Source organism: Ruegeria sp. BHSA162 (genome assembly GCF_059613385.1).
This window is the reverse complement of sequence record NZ_JBXWSK010000004.1, coordinates 54,747-73,016: the sequence shown is the minus strand read 5'-3', so window position 1 is coordinate 73,016 and position 18,270 is coordinate 54,747. Positions and strand designations below refer to the sequence as shown.

Sequence of the window (18,270 nt, the reverse complement as noted above, 5' to 3'; positions counted from 1 at the left end):
CCGCAATTCAACCCCGAGGCAAGACATGACGTATCACCCCAAATCGGATTTCATCGCCACGATGATCGAGCGCGGCTTTCTGGCCGATTGCACCGATTATCAGGGCCTTGACGATGCTCTGACAAGCGGGGTGCAGACAGCCTATATCGGGTATGACGCCACCGCCCAATCCCTGCATGTCGGACACCTGATGAACATCATGGTTCTGCGCTGGTTCCAGAAGCTGGGGCACAAGCCGATCACCCTGATGGGAGGCGGCACCACCAAGGTGGGCGATCCGTCTTTCCGCTCGGACGAACGCCCCCTGCTGGGCCCCGAGCAGATCGACGCCAACATCGCCGGCATGCAGAAGGTGTTCGACAAGTACCTGTCCTATGACGACAGCGACACCGGCGCGCTGATGCTGAACAATGCCGAATGGCTGGACGACCTGAACTATCTCGATTTCCTGCGGGACATCGGGCGGCATTTCTCAGTCAACCGGATGCTGTCCTTTGAATCGGTGAAATCGCGGCTGGACCGGGAGCAATCCCTGTCGTTCCTCGAGTTCAACTACATGATCCTGCAGGCCTATGACTTTCTGGAGCTGAACCGTCGTTACAGCTGCATTCTGCAGATGGGCGGATCGGACCAGTGGGGCAACATCGTCAACGGCATCGACCTGACCCGCCGCGTGCTGGATCACGAGATCTATGGCCTGACCACGCCCCTGCTGACCACCAGCGACGGGCGCAAGATGGGCAAAAGCCAGGGCGGCGCCATCTGGCTGAACGGCGACATGCTGTCGCCCTACGAGTTCTGGCAGTTCTGGCGCAACACCACCGACGCAGACGTGGGCCGTTTCCTGAAGATCTTCACCGAGCTTCCCGTGGACGAATGCGACCGCATGGGCGCGCTGCAGGGGTCCGAGATCAACGAGGCCAAGATCCGTCTGGCCAACGAGGTGACGACCCTGCTGCACGGGGCCGAGGCCGCGGCCAAAGCCGAGGCCACCGCGCGCGAGGTGTTCGAAAAGGGCGGTGTGGGCGGCGACCTGCCCACTCTGACTCTGACTGCCGAGGATCTGGGCGACGGAATCTCGGTCGTGCAGCTGATCGTGAAGTCGGGCCTGGCGAAATCGGGCAAGGAGGCCAAGCGCCTGATCGCCGAAAACGGCGCCAAATTGGATGACGCGCCGCTGACCGATGCGGGGCTGATGATCGACGCGGCGGCCCTGTCCTCGCCCATCAAGCTGAGCGCGGGCAAGAAGCGGCACGCGTTGGTGCAGTTGGGCTGAACCGGCCTGACCCCGAACACGACACACGACGGCCGCCTTCGGGCGGCCGTTTTTCTATCCGCGCTCGACCGAGCCCAACGGCAGGTCCAGACCGGCCGGCGTCACGAACAATTCGATCTGATCGCGCGACAGCGCCCAGTGATCGGCCGCCAGCTGCCCCGCCGCCGCCTCGTCACGCGCCTCGATCGCGGCGATGATGGCGTCATGCTGGGCGCAGGCCAGATCAAGGCTTTCACCCATCCCGGCCTGACCCGGGCGGTAGAAGGTCATGCCGATGCGCGCATGGTCGATCAGCAGCCGCTGAAACGACGGCAGCAGGTAGACATTTGCCGCCATCTCGCCGGTGATCTCGTGGAACTGGTTGTTGGCCAGCGCGCGATCTTCGGCCGAGCTCGCCCGCAACGTTTCCCGAAACGCCGCCTGCGCCGCCTTCAACCGATCGATCTGGTCACCTGTCGCGTTCTGCGCCGCCAGCCGAAGCACCGCGCCATAGATCATCGGCGCCACCAGGAAGAAATCGCGCAGCGTGGCATAGGACATCTGCGACACCCGCGCGCCCCGGTTTTCACGCAGTTCAAGATAGCCCAGCCCGGCCAGATGCCGGAACACTTCGCGCAGTGGCGTGCGCGACAGGCCGAACGCCTCGGACAGCTGCGCCTCGTCCAGATCATCGCCAGGGCGCAGTTTCAGCGTCATCACCGCCGCCTTCAGATGCGCGGCCAGCGCCGCCCTGCGGCTTTTCGTGTCGTCTTTCATCCCCAACCTTCGCTTTGGTCGAATCGCGACACCCAGGATGTCGCCCCTGCTCTTGCCCCAAAAAATGCACCTTGTACACAATCAGCCTGACCGCCCGTGATAGACTGAGCGCATGACCCGCCCGCAACATTTCTGTTTCATCCTCGTTCCCGAGTTCTCGCACCTGGCCTTCTCCTGCGCGGTCGAGCCGCTGCGGATCGCCAACTGGGTCAGCGGCGAGGAACTGTACCGCTGGTCCTTCGCCTCGGAGGACGGCGCGCAGGCGGTGTGTTCGAACGGGTCCGTGACACTGGTGCATGGCGGGTTGGCGGACCTGCCGAAATGCGACCAGATCTTTGTTTTGTCGGGCATTCACATGCGCGATCACGTCAGCCGACCCCTGCTGGCCGCGCTGCGCCGCGAACGGGCGCGCGGCACGGCCATCGGGGCGCTGTGTTCGGGTGCGTGGCTGCTGGCCGAGGCCGGGTTCCTGAACGGGATGCAGGCGGCGATCCATTGGGAATATCACGACGCCTTCATGGAGGCTTTCCCGGACGTGAATCTGGTGCGCAGCGTCTTCGTGGCCGATGAAAAGCACATGACCGCCTCGGGCGGCACCGCAACGGCCGACCTGATGCTGCACCTGATCGAGCGCGACCACGGGCAGGACCTGTCGATCGCGGTGGCCGACCAGATGGTCTACAACGCCGTGCGCAACGCGACCGCCGATCAGCGTGTGTCGCTGCAATCGCGCAACGGCATGCGCAACGCGCATCTGGCCAAGGCGATCCAGATCATGGCCGACCGCATCAACGACCCGATCTCGCCGGCGGTGATCGCCGAACAGATCGGCATCTCGACCCGCCAGCTGGAACGGCTCTTCGGCAAATACCTCAACGCCTCGCCCAAGAAATACTTTATGGAACTGCGGCTGGACCGCGCGCGCAACCTGTTGTTGCAGACCGAATCCTCGGTCACCGACGTGGCCTTTGCCTGCGGCTTTGAAAGCCCGGGCCATTTTTCACGCGTGTACCGCGCCGCCTTCGGCGTCACCCCGATGCAGCAGCGCAGCCGGCTGGACTGAGTCACTGCCGACTGGACAGGACGTGCCATCTCGGATTATTTGAACGAACGTTCAGATCACTGGGGAGGAGCCCGCCATGCAATTGTCCACCACCGCTGCCGTCATCACCGGCGGCGCCTCGGGCCTCGGAGAGGCCACCGCCCGTTACTTTGCCGAGAACGGCGCGCAGGTCACCATCCTCGACCGCGATGCCGAGCATGGCGCGCAGGTCGCGACCGAGATCGGCGGACATTTCGCCCAGACCGACGTGACGGACGAGAACTCGGTCGCCGCGGCCATTGCGCTGGCGATGGAGAAGATGGGCAAGATCACCGCCTGCGTGAACTGTGCCGGCATCGCCTTTGGCATCAAAACCGTCGGCAAGGACGGCCCGCATCCGCTGGACTCCTTTCAGCGCACAATCGACATCAACCTGGTGGGCACCTTCAACGTGTCGCGTCTGGCCGCCGCCGAGATGGCCAAGAACGCGCCCGAGTCGGATGGCGCGCGTGGCGTGATCATCAACACCGCCTCGATTGCCGCGTTTGACGGACAGAAAGGTCAGGCGGCCTATGCGGCGTCCAAGGGCGGTGTCGTGGGCATGACCCTGCCGATGGCGCGCGACCTGGCCTCGACCGGGATCCGGGTCATGACCATCGCGCCCGGCATCTTCATGACCCCGATGCTGGCCGGCCTGCCCGAAGAGGTGCAGCAGCAGTTGGCCGCCGACGTGCCCAACCCCGCCCGTTTGGGCGACCCGCGCGAATATGGCCGGCTGGCCGGATTCATCGTCGAGATGGGCTATCTGAACGGCGAGGTCATCCGCATCGACGGCGCCCTGCGCATGCGCTGACATGACCGCATGGCGTGGGCAGAGCCGATCTGCCCGCGCCTCGGGTCGAGCCTGGCTAGGCCCCGGCCTCGGCCTTTTCTTCCAGTTCCAGCCATTCCTCCTCGGCGGCGGCCAGCTTCTCCTGCCGCTCGACAAGGGCTTCGGTCGCCTTCTGGAACTTCACCGGCTCGCGGGTGAACAGCTCGGGGTCCGACATCAGCTCCTCCAGCTTGGCGATCTCGGCTTCCAGCCGCGCGATCTCGGCGGGCAGCTTCTCGAGCCGGTGCTTTTCGGAAAAGGACAGGCCGGCTTTCGGCTTGGCTTCCTGCTTGACCTTCGGCTTGTTCTCTTTTGATTTCTCAGTCTTTTTCTCGACCATATCGCCGCGCTGCGCGACATAGTCCGACCAGCCGCCTGCATAGACCGTCGCGCGGCCGTTGCCCTCCATGGCGATGGTCGTGGTCGCCACACGATCCAGGAAATCGCGGTCATGGCTGACCAGCAGCACGGTGCCGTCATAGTCGTCCAGCAACTCCTGCAACAGGTCCAGCGTCTCGACATCCAGGTCGTTGGTCGGTTCGTCCAGCACCAGCAGGTTCGACGGTTTCGCCATCAGCTTCGCCAGCAGCAACCGCGCTTTTTCCCCGCCCGACAAGGACTTGACGGCCGCTCGTGCCTGCCGCTCGTCGAACAGGAATTCCTTGAGGTAACCCACGACATGCTTGGGCTGGCCGCGCACCATCACCTGATCGGCATTGCCCGAGACGCGCATCTCGGGGTCGCCGGTCAGGCTGTCCCACAGGGTCATCTCGTGGTCCAGCTGCGCGCGGGTCTGGTCGAAGACCGCGATTTCCAGATTGGTGCCCAGGCTCACGCTGCCTTCATCCGGCGCGACCTCGCCCAGCAGCATCTTCAGAACGGTGGTCTTGCCTACACCGTTCGGCCCGACAAAGGCCACCCGGTCGCCGCGCTGCACCAGCAGGTCCAGGTTGCGCACGATCGGCTTGCCGTCGAACGCCTTGCTGACGCCGCGCGCCTCGATCACCTTGCGCCCCGATTTCGGACCGGACTCCAAAGACATGGCCGCCGAGCCCTGACGCTTGATCTGCGCCGCGCGTTCGGCCCGCAGGGCCTGCAGCGCTCGCACCCGGCCTTGGTTGCGCTTGCGGCGAGCGCTGATCCCCTCGACTGCCCAACGCCCCTCGGATTTGATCAGCCGGTCCAGCTTGTGGCGTTGCTGATCTTCCTCTTCCCAGATCTTGTCGCGCCAGGCCTCGAATGCCTCGAACCCCTGCTCCTGCCGGCGCACCTCACCGCGGTCGATCCACAGTGTTGCCCGGGTCAGCGCCCGCAAGAACGCGCGGTCATGCGAGATCAGGACGAAGGCCGCCCGTGTCGCGCCCAGTTCACGTTCAAGCCAGCCGATGGCCTCGATGTCCAGATGGTTGGTCGGCTCGTCCAGCAGCATCAGGTCGGGGGCCTCGGCCATCAGCTTGGCCAGCGCTGCGCGCCGCCTTTCACCGCCCGAGGCGGTCTGAACCGCGCGCGAGGGGTCGAATTTCAACCCTTCCCCGGCCCGTTCCACCTTGTACAGCTCGCCGGGTTCAAGCCCGCTGGCCGCATAGTCGCCCAGCGTGGCAAAACCCTCCATCGTCGGGTCCTGCTCCATGTAGCCGACGGATTTGCCGGGCGGTATCACAATGTCGCCCCGGTCCGGCTCGACCAGACCGGCCATGACCTTCATCAGGGTGGATTTGCCCGAGCCGTTCCGCCCGACCAGCGCAACGCGGTCGCCGGGCTGAACCACCAGATCCAGGTCGGAAAACACCGGCTCGCCCCCGAAGGTCAACGAGATACCGGACATCTGCAACAAAGGAATACGTGCCATACGCGCCAGCTAAACCGGCAGGCATTGGGCGTCAACGCCCCAGCCACACCTTTTGGCAGCAGCGCGGCTTCAGCCCGCGATCATCCGCAAGAGGCGTTTCCGCGCCGCGGGAATCGCACCGATCTCGACGCCGGTGAACACATGCAGCGTGTTCAACTGGCGATCCACCACCGCATGGTCGCTGACCCAACCGCCCATCATCAGATAGGTGCGCAGCAGCGGCGGCATTCGCAGCATGGCCTTTTTGGCATCCGGGCGTCGCCGCAGCCGCGCGGCAAAGCGAAACACGTCCGGCGCCTTGACCCGCGGCAACCAGCGTTTGGGCGCAAGGTGGCGATGTTTGAGCATCGCGAAGGCATCCAGGTATTCCGCGGTCTCAGTCCCTGCGAAGGACGAGCATCCAAACAGCAACTGGACGCCGTTGCGGTCGACGAAGGCCGTCATCGCGCCCCAGGCCACCCTCAGGATATCTGGATCCGTCCAATCGGGATGGATGCAGAACCGCCCCATTTCCACCATGCGCCCATCAAAGCTTTGCAAAGCGGAAAGGTCATAGAACTGGGCCGAATAGCTGCGGCTGATTTCTCTGCCGCTGTCCATGACCAGCATCCGGAAACAGCAGACTAACTGGCCGCCTGCCTGCGAATCCTCGACCAGAACATGGGCGCAGGAAACGTCGAAGTCGTCCTGATCCGTCTCGGCTGTTCGGAATGCAAGAGTACGAAGATTCTTGGCCGCCCGCACGTCCTCGGGACACCGCGCCAGGCGCGCGCGGTAGCGGCCCTTGTCCAGCAAAATATCATCGGCCATGGTCGCATCCTCCACGGTTTCTCACCGATTGCGATCTGCCTGATCCCATGCACCAATAGTGTGACCGCCGTGTGAAGCTTTCAACCGGCGGCCGGAAATTAGCTGGCCCCCGGGATGTTCGACGGGCTGAATTGGCCGATGTTGCCCAGCAGCTGCCGCAGGAAGCCTTTGTCCTGAACACTGGAGTCCGTCACACGGCGATCCAGCACGATGACATAGCCGTCTTCGAGACCGAATTTCTCGATATTGCGGACGACGCCACGCTGGTCAAAGCTGATCGCCACCAATTCGCGCGAGACGACCTCGGGGCGTTTGGGGCCATAGTGGCGAACGCGCGACGCCACATAATAGAAACCCGAATCCTTCAACACACCTGACGAGCTGGGCGCGCCAGCCTTTTCCAGAACCGTGTCGCGGGTATCGACGCCAACCTTGATCTCGGCCAGCTCTTCCGGGGTGGGGATATAGCCGTGTTTCTTGTAGACCGGGGTACAGGCAACAGCGGTGGCCAGAACAAGCGTGCAGGCAACCGCCCTGGACGCCGGTTTCAGCCTGTTCAGTACTTTCAACATGTTCACCCTCTTGCCTTGGTCCCTTGCGGCTTCTATCCGATTACAGAAACCCATGCCCCGGTTCAACACAGGAAAGGGTCACAATGTCCGACCTCTCAACATTGCGCGTCGCCGATCTGCCGCAAAACAGCCCGACCGCGTTCGAATTGCGCCCCCTTGCCCGGCAACTCGAAGAAATTCGTGATGCGTTGGGCCTGCTCGGGCTGCGCAAGCTGAGTTTTGTCGGCGAGCTGCGCGCGAAGGGCAAGCGTGATTGGGTGTTGACCGCCAAGCTGGGCGCAACCGTCATACAGCCCTGCGTGGTGACGCTGGACCCGGTCACGACCCGGATCGAGGCCCCGGTACGGCGCGTTTTCCTGGCCAATTGGACCGAACCCGACGAACCCGAATTCGAAATGCCCGAAGATGACGAGACCGAAGCCTTGGGCCCGGAAATCGATCTGGACCAGGTGATGCGCGAGGCATTGTCCCTTGCGTTGCCCCAATACCCCCGGAAAGACGGTGCACATTTGGGCGACGCGAACTATACCGAACCGGGCAAACAGGCGATGACCGACGACGATGCCAAACCCTTTGCCGGGCTGGCGTCCCTGCGTGACGCACTGAAAAAAGACGAGTGACAGGGGATCGATTTCCTGTCATAGCAGGCGCTCAGAAAAATCGCTTGAACATGTCGAGAATCGCAGTATTTTCGCGCGCTCATCGGAATTTGGGTTGGACATCGCGGGGCTTGTTCCCTAAACGCACGTCACACCACGAGAAAACGAAGAATGAAACCCGGCCTGCAGCGAATCTGCTGGCCCTTAGTAGACAAAGGTTGAGACCATGGCCGTCCAACAGAACAAAGTTTCCAAGTCGCGTCGCAACAACCGCCGCGCACACGACGCTCTGGTTGCTGCAAACCCGAACGAATGCGCGAACTGCGGCGAGCTGAAGCGCCCGCACCACGTTTGCGCAGCCTGCGGCCACTATGACGATCGTGAAGTCGTCGCTCAGGCCGACGACATCGACCTGGACGAAGACGCGGCCTAAGCCTGATTGAACGCAGGTTCTGGCATGACAGCGCAGCCCACGCAGACCGGAAAGATCATCATCTCGGTTGACGCAATGGGCGGGGATTCAGGTCCCGGCGTGGTCGTGGCTGGAATCGCGAAGTCAGCGAAGAAGAACCCCGAGATCGGATTTCTTCTGCACGGCCCGGAAGATGTGCTGAGCAAGCTTGTATCGAAACGGCGTGTCCTCGACGGACGCGTCGTTTTTCGTGATTGCCCGGACGTGGTCACGATGCAGGACAAGCCCAGCCAGGTGGTGCGCAGCGGCAAGAACACCTCGATGTGGTCGGCGCTGGAATCGGTGCGTCAGGGCGAGGCCCATGGTGCCGTGTCCTGCGGCAATACCGGCGCGCTGATGGCGCTGTCGATGATGCGACTGCGCAAACTGCCCGGGGTAAACCGCCCCGCCATCGCGATTCTGTGGCCATCCCGCAACCCTCAGGGTTTCAACGTCATGCTGGACGTGGGCGCGGATGTGCGGGCCGACGCCAAGGATCTGCTGCAGTTTGCACTGATGGGCGCTTCTTATGCGCGCAACGGCATGGAACTGACCCGCCCGCGTATCGGACTGCTGAACGTCGGCACCGAAGAGCACAAAGGCCGCGCCGAACTCAAGGAAGCCCATGCCCTGATCACCGAATTCGCGGATCAGGCAAACTTTGATTTCGTGGGCTTCGTGGAAGGCAGCGACATTCCAGGCGACAAGGCGGATGTCATTGTTACGGATGGGTTTACCGGAAACGTCGCCATCAAGACCGGAGAAGGCACGGCCAGCCTGATCGGTGACCTGCTCCGCGAGGCCTTCAAGTATTCGCCCCTATCTCGCCTGGCCTCGGTTCTGGCCATCACCTCTCTGCAGCGATTGAAGAAACGCATCGACCCGCGCCGCGTCAACGGCGGGGTCTTTCTTGGCCTGAACGGCACTGTCATCAAATCCCACGGAGGCGCCGACGCCACCGGCGTGTCTGCCGCGATCAAGCTGGCTTTCACCCTGGCCAAGTCCGGCTTTGCGGAAAAATTGGCAGCACGGGTTGCATCCACGGCTGAGCTTGAACAAGATGCAGCGCAATCTGCGCTGCAGACCAAATAAGAACAAAGAAGGCAGTACCCCAGATGGCAGGCCGTTCAGTCGTTGTAGGTGTCGGGCATTACCTGCCCAAGCGGGTGGTTCCGAACTCCGAATTCGAAAAGACGCTTGATACGACCGATGAATGGATTCGCACCCGTTCCGGTATCGAACGTCGGCACTTTGCGGCCGAAGATGAAACCACGTCCGATCTGGCAACCTATGCGGCCAAAGCCGCTTTGCAGGACGCCGGCCTTACAGCTGATGACATTGACGCAATCGTACTGGCGACCTCGACCGCGGATCTGACGTTCCCGTCGGCCGCAACCATGGTTCAAGCCAATCTGGGCATGACCCGGGGGTTTGCCTTTGATGTTCAGGCCGTCTGCGCCGGTTTCGTGTTTGCGCTGAGCAACGCCAACGCCCTGATCCTTTCGGGTCAGGCCAAGCGGGTGCTGGTGATCGGCGCCGAAACTTTTTCGCGGATCATGGACTGGACCGACAGATCGACTTGCGTGTTGTTCGGGGATGGGGCCGGTGCTCTCGTGCTCGAGGCGCAGGACGGTGCCGGAACAAGCGATGATCGAGGTATCCTGTCCACGGATCTGCATTCGGATGGACGTTACAAGGACCTTCTGTACGTGGACGGCGGGGTGTCGACGCAATCGACGGGCCATCTTCGGATGCAGGGCAACCAGGTGTTCCGCCATGCGGTCGAAAAGCTCACCGCCACGGCAGAAACTGCCCTGGAACGCGCTGGACTGAACAGCCAGGACGTCGACTGGATCGTGCCGCATCAGGCCAATATCCGCATCATTCAGGGCACCGCAAAGAAGATGGGCCTGCCCATGGATCACGTTGTGGTGACCGTTCAGGACCACGGAAACACATCGGCCGCCTCGATTCCCCTGGCCCTGTCGGTGGGCAAGGAACGGGGCCAGATCAAGCAAGGTGATTTGATCGTGACCGAGGCGATTGGCGGCGGTTTGGCATGGGGCTCGGTGGTCCTGCGCTGGTAACCGGCGCAATCCGGCTTACAGAGCCGCCCGCAATTCATTGATATTGACAGCGAATTTGCGCTACCCCTATGCTCGAAAATCAATAGGGGAAATGTCATGGGCGATAATACACTGACGCGAATGGATCTGAGCGAAGCCGTGTTTCGCGAAGTTGGGCTGTCACGCAACGAAAGTGCACAGCTTGTCGAAAGCATTCTGAACCACATGTCGGACGCGCTGGTGCGTGGCGAACAGGTCAAGATTTCGTCCTTCGGCACTTTCAGCGTTCGTGACAAATCAGCCCGTATTGGACGCAACCCGAAAACCGGTGAAGAGGTTCCGATCCAGCCGCGCCGCGTGCTGACTTTCCGCCCGTCGCATCTGATGAAGGATCGCGTCGCCGCCGGGAATCGCAAGTAAACCCGGGGCCAGGAGGATATGAGCAAGTCACCCGACGCGTTTCGCACCATCAGTGAAGTTGCGGATTGGCTCGGTGTTCAGGCCCATGTCCTGCGATTCTGGGAAAGCCGGTTTGCACAGGTCAAACCAGTCAAGCGGGCTGGCGGTCGCCGTTACTACCGCCCCAACGACATGCGCCTGCTGGGCGGCATCAAGAAGCTGCTGCACGAGGACGGCATCACGATAAAAGGCGTTCAACGCATTCTGAGGGAACAGGGCGTGGCCCATGTGGCGGCGCTGTCACCCGACATCGATGTCAGCGCAGAATCACCACAGACGCCACAGGACGTGGTGGTGTCCTTTCCGCCCAAATCGACCGGTCAGCAAATCGACCTCGATCTGCAGGCCGGCACTGATTGTCCCGGATCGCCAGAGCCTCAGGAAACACCCAGTTCCCCAGACCCCGAGCCGGCGCCCGCGCCCACTGCGGTCAACGGGGACGATGGCATCAGCCCTGCCCCGCTGTTCGGCGGCATCGCCTCCAAAGCTTGGCAGACTACGGATTTTGACGCTGAGGCGCTGCGCCAGATCGCTCCGATCGCGAGGGACCTCAGGGCATGGCTCAGCCGGGTCGAAGGTCAAAAGGCGGGATAAGAAGAAAGGCAATGTTTTCCTCTTGCCCCTGCCGGGAAAATCATTATGAACAGCCCAACGTCGGGCTATGGCGCAGCCTGGTAGCGCGTCCGTCTGGGGGACGGAAGGTCGCAGGTTCGAGTCCTGCTAGCCCGACCAAATCACACCGACGTTTATGGCAGACAGGCCAGATCCCGCTCTGGCACCAGGGGGGATCGGAATGACAGGTGTATGCCCGAACCAGCAAATCGAGGCGATGATCGCGCGCGGTGAGATCTCCGCCGAGCCGGCCATTCTGCCCGCTCAGATCCAGCCCGCCAGCCTTGATCTTCGTTTGGGAACAGTTGCTTACCGCGTCCGTGCGTCATTTCTGGCGGGCGAAAGCCGTTCGGTGTCCGAACGGCTGGCCGAGTTCGAAATGCACCGGATCGACATCACCGACGGCGCCGTTCTCGAAAAAGGTTGCGTCTACCTTGTGCCCCTGATGGAAGCGTTGTCCCTGCCCGGTGACGTGACCGCTGTCGCCAACGCCAAAAGCTCGACCGGGCGTCTGGACCTTCTGACCCGTACCATCACCGACGGCGGAACCGAGTTCGACCGGGTGCCCGCAGGCTATTCGGGGCCCCTCTACGCCGAAATCTGCCCGCGGTCCTTTTCTGTTCTGGTGCGTCCGGGCATGCGGCTGAACCAGATCCGTTTCCGGCAAGGCCAGGCGGTTTTGTCCGATGCAGACCTGACCGCTCTGCATGCGGAATCACCATTGGTCGATGGTCCGGCCGTCATTCAGGACGGTCTGGGGTTTTCGGTCGACCTGCGCCTGCCCAACACTGACCTTGTTGGCTATCGCGCGAAACCGCATACCGGCGTGATCGACCTTGACCGGATCGGCGAATACGACCCACAGGAATACTGGGAAGAGGTGCGTACCAAGGACGGGCGGATCATTCTGGATCCGGGCGCATTCTATATCCTGGTCAGCCGAGAGGCAGTTCACATCCCACCGATGTACGCGGCCGAAATGGCGCCCTATCTGGCGATGGTGGGCGAATTCCGGGTGCACTACGCGGGCTTTTTCGATCCGGGCTTCGGTCATGCCGAAGCCGGAGGCGCCGGGTCACGTGGAGTTCTGGAAGTTCGCTGTCACGAAGCGCCCTTCGTACTGGAGCATGGACAGGTCGTCGGGCGGCTGGTCTATGAGCGTATGGCCGAGATGCCGACACAGCTGTACGGCGCAGGAATTGCTTCGAACTATCAGGGCCAGGGCCTGAAATTATCGAAGCATTTCAAGTCCGCACAGTAAACCTCAGAACCGCATGAACCGCCGCATCTGGCGGGTCAGCTGCTTGGCCTGTTTCATGCTCGGGCTCTGTCCGCCTGCACTTTGCGCCATGCGCCGGTCGGTCTGAGGATCGCGCGCCTGGCTCTGTTGGCCCGGCTTGCGGGTCGCACGATCGGCAAGGTCAAAACCTTTGTCGACACCGCGCGTGACCAGCCTGCGCATGACTTGCCGAACGATCATGTCGATGATGCGGTTTGCGTTCATTTCGGTCTCCGTTCCTCTGCGCCGAACCTAACGGCGATATGCGCCGACAAATGGGCGACGCAATCAATCTTCCTCGAACAGTTCAGACTGATCTTCGTCACCCGTTTCATCTTCGTTGGCCTCGCCGATCGGCATCGCACCCGGCGGCGGCCGGTTTTCCAGCAAGCCAGCAGCGCGCAGTTCCTTAAGGCCCGGCAAGTCACGCGCGCTTTCCAGACCGAAATGGTCCAGGAATTGAGGCGTTACGACAAAGGTCACCGGACGGCCCGGCGTCATGCGGCGACGGCCCAGCCGGATCCACTCCATCTCCAGCAGCTGGTCGATGGTGCCCCGCGACACGGACACGCCGCGGATTTCTTCGATCTCGGCGCGGGTGCAGGGCTGATGATAGGCCACGATCGCCAGGGTCTCGATGGCGGCGCGGCTCAGCTTGCGGGTCTCGACCGTTTCCTTCTGCATCAGGAAGCCCAGATCGGGGGCCGTGCGGATGGCCCACGCCTCACCCACTTTGACCACGCGGACCCCGCGCCCTTCATAACGTTTCTGCAGCAGTTCCAGCGCTTGCGCGGCGTCGCAGCCATGCGGCATCCGCGCCTCAAGATCGGCCACTGTCACCGGCTCAGCGCTGGCGAACAGTACCGCCTCGACCATACGCTCCTGCTCAGCCAGCGGAGGCGCTTCGAACAGGGTGCCGGTGCCGTCGTCTTCGGGGGCGTCAGTCACGTTTGTCGGTCCTTCTGCGCAGTTGGATCGGAGCAAAGGTCTCGCTTTGCTTGATCTCCATATGTCCTTCCTTGACCAGTTCCAGCGAGGCCGCAAACGTCGCCGCCGTGGCCGAGCGCCGCCGCACCGGGTCAACGTCCCATCCGTCGGGCAGGTAAGTTTCCATGTCGGTCCAGGTTCCGGCAAATCCGATCAGCGGGCGCATCCGTTCCAGCGCCTGCTCCATCGTGAAAACGGCGTCGCGGTCCATCACGAAGGGCCGGAACTCGTCGCGGGTGCGGATGCGGGCATAGCCCTGCATCAAGTCCAGCAAGGTGGCGGAATAGGTGACCGTGCGGATGCGGGTGACATCCTCGCCCTGCCCGCGGCTGAAGAAATCGCGCCCCAACTGGTCGCGCGCCATCAGGCGGGCGGCCGCGTCGCGCATCGCCTGCAGGCGTTCCAGCTGAAAGGCCAGGTGAGCGGCCAGTTCCTCGCCCGTCGGCCCCTCTTCATCGGGGTCGGGCGGCAGCAGCAGCCGGGATTTCAGAAAGGCCAGCCACGCGGCCATCACCAGGTAGTCGGCGGCCAGTTCGATCCGGAGGGCGCGGGCCCGTTCGACAAAGGCCAGATATTGTTGCGCCAGCGCCAGAACCGAGATCTTGCGCAGATCGACCTTTTGCGTCCGCGACAGGGTCAGCAGCACGTCCAGCGGGCCTTCAAACCCGTCGACGTCCACGATCAGCGCCTCGGCGGCCAGCCGATCGGCGACCGAAACCGGGTCTTCGCTGAAAAGGTTATCCGTCATATACCTGCCCGCCCATCAGACGGGATAGTTCCGTCTCGGCGGCACGGATGTCAAGTTCCTTGGGCGATTGCCGCTGTGCCAGCGCCTTGTCTGCGCGGGCTTGTGCCGCCTCGGACATCTCGCCCGCAGCTTCCATGACCGTCGCCCTGTCGGCAAGCGAGCCGTTGCAGTGCAGCACAACATCGCATCCTGCGGCCAGCGCCTGACGTGACAGGTCGGCCAAAGACCCGCTGAGCGCCTTCATCGAGATGTCGTCGGTCATGATCAGGCCATCAAACCCGATCTGATCCCGGATCACAGCCATCATCTGCGGAGAGATCGTTGCCGGTCGTTCATCGAGCTGCTCAAAGACCAAATGGGCTGTCATGCCCATCGGCAGGTCGTTCAAGGCGCGAAACGGGGCAAAATCGGTCTGCAACAGATCGACCAACGGCGCATTGACGTGTGGCAGATCGAAATGGCTGTCCAAGGTCGCCCGCCCGTGGCCGGGAATATGCTTGACGATGGGCAACACGCCACCGTCCAAATGACCCTGCGCAACGGCCCGGCCGATTTTTGCGACCGTTGCAGCATCGCCACCGTAGCACCGGTTGCGCAAAAACGCGTGGGTGTCTGGACGCGCCAGATCCACCATCGGTGCGCAGTTGCTGTCGATCCCCATGGAATACAGTTCATGCGCGATCAGGCGGTGCCGCAGGTACATGGCCCGCTCGGCATGGTCGCCGGCACGTTCCGCATGATCCAATGGGGGCATCCATTGCCGGGCAAGTGGCGCGCGCAAACGTTGGACCCGTCCGCCTTCTTGATCGATGGTGATCGGACAGTTTCGGCCGACAGCCTCGCGAAAGTCGCCACACAAGGCACGGACCTGATCCGCGGTTTCGATGTTGCGGGCAAACAGAATGAACCCGAACGGGTTCATTTGGCGAAACAAGGCCTTTTCTTCGGGTGTCAATCGCAGCCCGGCCGCATCCGTGATCGTGGCGCCAAACCTCACCGCACGGCAACCGGGATACAGTCAGCGTCCTGTGCGACAAGGGCGGCGCAGAACTGGCGCGAGTCGCTCAGGTCATCGAACCCCAGGACCCGCAGACGGTAAAACGTGCGGCCTCCGCTTGAGGTTTTCTGGATAACCCTCTGCTTTCCATCCATATATTCGCCAAACCGACGATACAGCCTGTCCCATTCGGCCTGCGCGACCTCGGGGCTTTCAAACGCACCCAGCTGCGCCAGCCGGGTACCCTTGGTCAAGGTGTTCGGGTCGACATCCAACCCTACAGCAGCCTTGACCGCGGCGTTGATCGCGTCTTCGTTGACCGCAGGGCGCACAGCGGAAGCCGCGCGCGCCGGGCGGCGGATCGGACGCAGGGACCGGCGCACGCCCGGCAGGGCCGCGATTTCGGGATCCGGCAACTGAGCGGCGAGATCGGCCGGATCAATGGCTGGCTCGTCATCGGCCAAGTTCAGGGATGCAAGCTGCACACCCGCTTCGGTCTGCGGTGTCTCAACGGCAGGCGCGCCGGACAGTTCGGCCACCACGGCGTCAACTGCGCCTTGACGCAGTTCGGCCGCTTCCTGGTTCGAGATTTCTTGTTCGACAACATGCACGGCGGGGGTCGGCTTCAGCTCGCCCATCGCCACGTCTTCATCCGTCAGGGAAACGGGGCGCGGCGCAAGGATCAGCCGGTCGGCCGGAGGCGCCGCGGTTCCAACCGCCGCAACTGCATTGACCGCAAGACCCTGGTGATCGGCGGGTGTGCCCCCGGGAGTTTCCGGCTGCACCCGCATCGGCCCCTCGGCCGCGCGTACGACCGGTACGCCGCTCACATCGCGCATGACCAGCTTGTACCCCCAGATCGCGACGCCAGCGACAAGCGCCAGAGACGCGGCAGCACCCAGCAGGTTGACGACCCGCCCGAGGGCCGCGCCCGCCGGCACACCCTCAGCCTGGTCCATCATGTCGTCGGGAAATTCATACCCATCTTCGGGGTGGAACTGATTCGAGTAATGCGCGTGCTCGGGGCTGGTCTGCCCCGAGAAATCGTAACTGGTCATATCCGCCTCACTGCCCGTTTCGCGCCTGAAATTGGGGCGCGCGGGTCATTTCTTGCCTACCTCGGGCCGGCGGTTCGGGCAGTGTTGGTTACCGCATCTCCTGCGCCGGCGTGACACCAAGAATACCCAAGCCTGCTGAAATCACAACAGAAACGGCCCGGGCCAGCGCGATTTTTGCCTGGCTTGTTGCCGCGTCACCATCTTGCAGGAAGCGCAGCGACATTTCTTCGTTGCCCTTGTTCCACAATGCGTGGAAATCCCCTGCAAGTTCATACAGATAGAAGGCAACCCGATGTGGTTCATTGGTACGCGCAGCGATCTCGACCAGCCGTGGCCATTCGGCCAGCTTTTTGGCAACAACCAACTCGGCCGCGTGGTCGATCTTGCTCAGATCAGCAGCTTTGAGGGTTGCATCGTCCGCGGCAATGCCCGCTTCGGCGGCCCGGCGCAGCACGCTCATGACCCGGGCATGGGCGTATTGCACGTAGAACACGGGGTTCTCGCGGCTCTGCTCAAGCACCTTGTCGAAATCGAAGTCAAGCGGCGCATCGTTCTTGCGGGTCAGCATCACGAACCGGGTCACGTCCGGGCCGACCTGGTCAACCACATCACGTAGCGTGACGAAATTGCCGGCCCGCTTAGACATCTTGAACGGCTCACCGTTTTTCCACAGTTTCACCAACTGGGTCAGCTTGATGTCCAGCGGCACCTTGCCGTCTGACAGGGCCGAAACGGCGGCCTTCATCCGCTTGACGTAACCACCGTGATCTGCGCCGAACACGTCGATCAGCGCGTCGAATCCGCGGCTCACCTTGTCGTAGTGATAAGCGATGTCCGGGGCAAAATAAGTCCAGCTGCCGTCGGATTTCTTGACAGGGCGATCCACATCGTCGCCATGCGCGGTGGACTTGAACAGGGTCTGCTCGCGGGGTTCCCAGTCTTCGGGGGTTTTGCCCTTGGGCGGCTCAAGAACGCCTTCATAGATAAGACCCTTGTCGCTGAGCGACTTCAGTGCGGCCTCGATCTTGCCGGTTCCGTACAGCGACTTCTCCGAGAAGAACACGTCCATCTCGACGCCCAGCGCCTTCAGATCGGCGCGGATCAGATCCATCATCGCATCGGTTGCGAAAACGCGGACCTCGGCCAGCCATTCGCTTTCAGGCTTGTCCAGCAAGCTGTCGCCGTATTTTTCCTTCAACGCCTCGCCGATCGGTATCAGGTAGTCGCCCGGGTACAGGCCTTCGGCGATCTCCGGGCTCAGGCCGTTGGCCTCGCGGTACCGCTCGAACGCGGACCGGGCCAGAACATCGACCTGCGAGCCGCCATCGTTGATGTAATATTCGCGGGTCACGTCATGGCCGGAATAGGCCAACAGGCTGGCCAGCGCGTCGCCGAACACCGCGCCACGCGTGTGGCCCACATGCAGCGGTCCCGTGGGGTTGGCCGAGACGTATTCCACGTTCACCTTCAACCCCTGCCCCATGGTCGAGCGACCATAGTCCGTGCCCTGTTCCAACACCGCACCCAGAACGCCCTGCCAGACCGACGGAGCGAGCCGCAGGTTGAGAAAGCCCGGACCTGCAACCTCGGCACTCGTGATCCGCTCATCGGCGGCCAGTTTCGCGGCCAGCGCATCGGCAATGTCACGCGGCTTCATCTTGGCCGGCTTGGCCAACACCATCGCGGCATTGGTCGCCATGTCTCCATGGGCGGCGTCGCGCGGGGGTTCGACCGCAACGTTGTCAAAGCTCAGCCCCTCGGGCAGCGCGCCTTCGGACTGCATCTGCGTCAGCGCGTCCAGAACAAGGCCGCGGATCTCGGAGAACAGGTTCATTTCG

Annotated in this window: 20 protein-coding genes and 1 tRNA gene; 11 read left to right on the top strand and 10 right to left on the bottom strand. The window is 62.6% G+C overall.

The window, feature by feature from the left end:
* Positions 1–25 precede the first annotated feature (25 nt).
* Positions 26–1,276 (top strand): tyrosine--tRNA ligase, encoded by a 1,251-nt coding sequence (gene tyrS, locus AC2FM5_RS02650; RefSeq protein ID WP_496733733.1) that lies wholly within the window; start codon positions 26–28, stop codon positions 1,274–1,276.
* 54 nt (positions 1,277–1,330) lie between these two features.
* Here tyrS and AC2FM5_RS02645 read toward each other — a convergent pair whose 3' ends face one another.
* Positions 1,331–2,032 carry a GntR family transcriptional regulator gene (locus AC2FM5_RS02645; RefSeq protein ID WP_496733731.1) on the bottom strand — a complete coding sequence of 234 codons (702 nt, stop codon included), beginning with the start codon at positions 2,030–2,032 and terminating at the stop codon, positions 1,331–1,333.
* Between the two features lie 112 nt (positions 2,033–2,144).
* Here AC2FM5_RS02645 and AC2FM5_RS02640 point away from each other — a divergent pair, with 112 nt between their 5' ends.
* The gene (locus AC2FM5_RS02640) at positions 2,145–3,095 is read left to right on the top strand and encodes a GlxA family transcriptional regulator (RefSeq protein WP_170338740.1); all 951 of its coding nucleotides are present in this window, start codon (positions 2,145–2,147) and stop codon (positions 3,093–3,095) included.
* Positions 3,096–3,171: 76 nt separating this feature from the next.
* A complete protein-coding gene (locus AC2FM5_RS02635) occupies positions 3,172–3,927 on the top strand; it encodes a 3-hydroxyacyl-CoA dehydrogenase (RefSeq protein WP_496733729.1) in 756 nt (251 codons plus the stop codon).
* A gap of 55 nt (positions 3,928–3,982) precedes the next feature.
* Here AC2FM5_RS02635 and AC2FM5_RS02630 read toward each other — a convergent pair whose 3' ends face one another.
* The 3 genes from AC2FM5_RS02630 to AC2FM5_RS02620 all read right to left on the bottom strand — a co-directional run bounded on the left by AC2FM5_RS02630 (position 3,983) and on the right by AC2FM5_RS02620 (position 7,176).
* Positions 3,983–5,794 (bottom strand): ABC-F family ATP-binding cassette domain-containing protein, encoded by a 1,812-nt coding sequence (locus AC2FM5_RS02630; protein ID WP_496733727.1) that lies wholly within the window; start codon positions 5,792–5,794, stop codon positions 3,983–3,985.
* A gap of 69 nt (positions 5,795–5,863) precedes the next feature.
* Positions 5,864–6,604, bottom strand: coding sequence for a GNAT family N-acetyltransferase (locus tag AC2FM5_RS02625; RefSeq protein WP_170390374.1), 741 nt, complete (start codon positions 6,602–6,604; stop codon positions 5,864–5,866).
* Positions 6,605–6,702: 98 nt separating this feature from the next.
* Positions 6,703–7,176: an outer membrane protein assembly factor BamE gene (locus AC2FM5_RS02620; protein ID WP_093962985.1), complete on the bottom strand. Its 474-nt coding sequence runs from the start codon at positions 7,174–7,176 to the stop codon at positions 6,703–6,705.
* An 83-nt stretch (positions 7,177–7,259) separates the two neighbouring features.
* Between AC2FM5_RS02620 and AC2FM5_RS02615 the strand changes: the two genes are divergently transcribed.
* The 8 genes from AC2FM5_RS02615 to AC2FM5_RS02580 all read left to right on the top strand — a co-directional run bounded on the left by AC2FM5_RS02615 (position 7,260) and on the right by AC2FM5_RS02580 (position 12,624).
* The gene (locus tag AC2FM5_RS02615; RefSeq protein WP_170418420.1) at positions 7,260–7,796 is read left to right on the top strand and encodes a YceD family protein; all 537 of its coding nucleotides are present in this window, start codon (positions 7,260–7,262) and stop codon (positions 7,794–7,796) included.
* Between the two features lie 205 nt (positions 7,797–8,001).
* Positions 8,002–8,208 (top strand): 50S ribosomal protein L32, encoded by a 207-nt coding sequence (gene rpmF / locus AC2FM5_RS02610; protein WP_093962313.1) that lies wholly within the window; start codon positions 8,002–8,004, stop codon positions 8,206–8,208.
* A 24-nt stretch (positions 8,209–8,232) separates the two neighbouring features.
* Positions 8,233–9,318, top strand: a complete 1,086-nt coding sequence (gene plsX / locus AC2FM5_RS02605; RefSeq protein ID WP_170358888.1) for a phosphate acyltransferase PlsX — start codon at positions 8,233–8,235, stop codon at positions 9,316–9,318.
* 23 nt (positions 9,319–9,341) lie between these two features.
* A complete protein-coding gene (locus tag AC2FM5_RS02600; RefSeq protein WP_093962315.1) occupies positions 9,342–10,313 on the top strand; it encodes a beta-ketoacyl-ACP synthase III in 972 nt (323 codons plus the stop codon).
* Between the two features lie 96 nt (positions 10,314–10,409).
* Positions 10,410–10,712, top strand: a complete 303-nt coding sequence (gene ihfA, locus AC2FM5_RS02595; RefSeq protein WP_093962316.1) for an integration host factor subunit alpha — start codon at positions 10,410–10,412, stop codon at positions 10,710–10,712.
* 18 nt (positions 10,713–10,730) lie between these two features.
* The gene (locus tag AC2FM5_RS02590; RefSeq protein WP_496733722.1) at positions 10,731–11,345 is read left to right on the top strand and encodes a MerR family transcriptional regulator; all 615 of its coding nucleotides are present in this window, start codon (positions 10,731–10,733) and stop codon (positions 11,343–11,345) included.
* 61 nt (positions 11,346–11,406) lie between these two features.
* A tRNA-Pro gene (locus AC2FM5_RS02585) sits at positions 11,407–11,483 on the top strand.
* A gap of 61 nt (positions 11,484–11,544) precedes the next feature.
* A complete protein-coding gene (locus tag AC2FM5_RS02580; RefSeq protein WP_170390378.1) occupies positions 11,545–12,624 on the top strand; it encodes a 2'-deoxycytidine 5'-triphosphate deaminase in 1,080 nt (359 codons plus the stop codon).
* Between the two features lie 3 nt (positions 12,625–12,627).
* On the opposite strand, the gene AC2FM5_RS02575 is transcribed toward AC2FM5_RS02580, so the two are convergent.
* From AC2FM5_RS02575 to argS, 6 genes are all read right to left on the bottom strand, one after another.
* A complete protein-coding gene (locus AC2FM5_RS02575; protein ID WP_093962319.1) occupies positions 12,628–12,867 on the bottom strand; it encodes a hypothetical protein in 240 nt (79 codons plus the stop codon).
* Between the two features lie 63 nt (positions 12,868–12,930).
* The gene (scpB, locus tag AC2FM5_RS02570; protein ID WP_170338220.1) at positions 12,931–13,590 is read right to left on the bottom strand and encodes an SMC-Scp complex subunit ScpB; all 660 of its coding nucleotides are present in this window, start codon (positions 13,588–13,590) and stop codon (positions 12,931–12,933) included.
* On the bottom strand, positions 13,583–14,377 hold the full coding sequence (locus AC2FM5_RS02565) for a segregation and condensation protein A (RefSeq protein WP_496733719.1): 795 nt from the start codon (positions 14,375–14,377) through the stop codon (positions 13,583–13,585). The genes scpB and AC2FM5_RS02565 overlap by 8 nt, the downstream gene beginning before the upstream one ends.
* A complete protein-coding gene (gene nagZ, locus AC2FM5_RS02560) occupies positions 14,367–15,374 on the bottom strand; it encodes a beta-N-acetylhexosaminidase (RefSeq protein ID WP_496733717.1) in 1,008 nt (335 codons plus the stop codon). Before nagZ ends, AC2FM5_RS02565 begins: the two co-directional genes overlap by 11 nt.
* Positions 15,371–16,432 (bottom strand): SPOR domain-containing protein, encoded by a 1,062-nt coding sequence (locus AC2FM5_RS02555; RefSeq protein ID WP_496733715.1) that lies wholly within the window; start codon positions 16,430–16,432, stop codon positions 15,371–15,373. The genes nagZ and AC2FM5_RS02555 overlap by 4 nt, the downstream gene beginning before the upstream one ends.
* Before the next feature lie 88 nt (positions 16,433–16,520).
* A complete protein-coding gene (argS, locus tag AC2FM5_RS02550; protein WP_496733713.1) occupies positions 16,521–18,266 on the bottom strand; it encodes an arginine--tRNA ligase in 1,746 nt (581 codons plus the stop codon).
* Positions 18,267–18,270 lie beyond the last annotated feature (4 nt).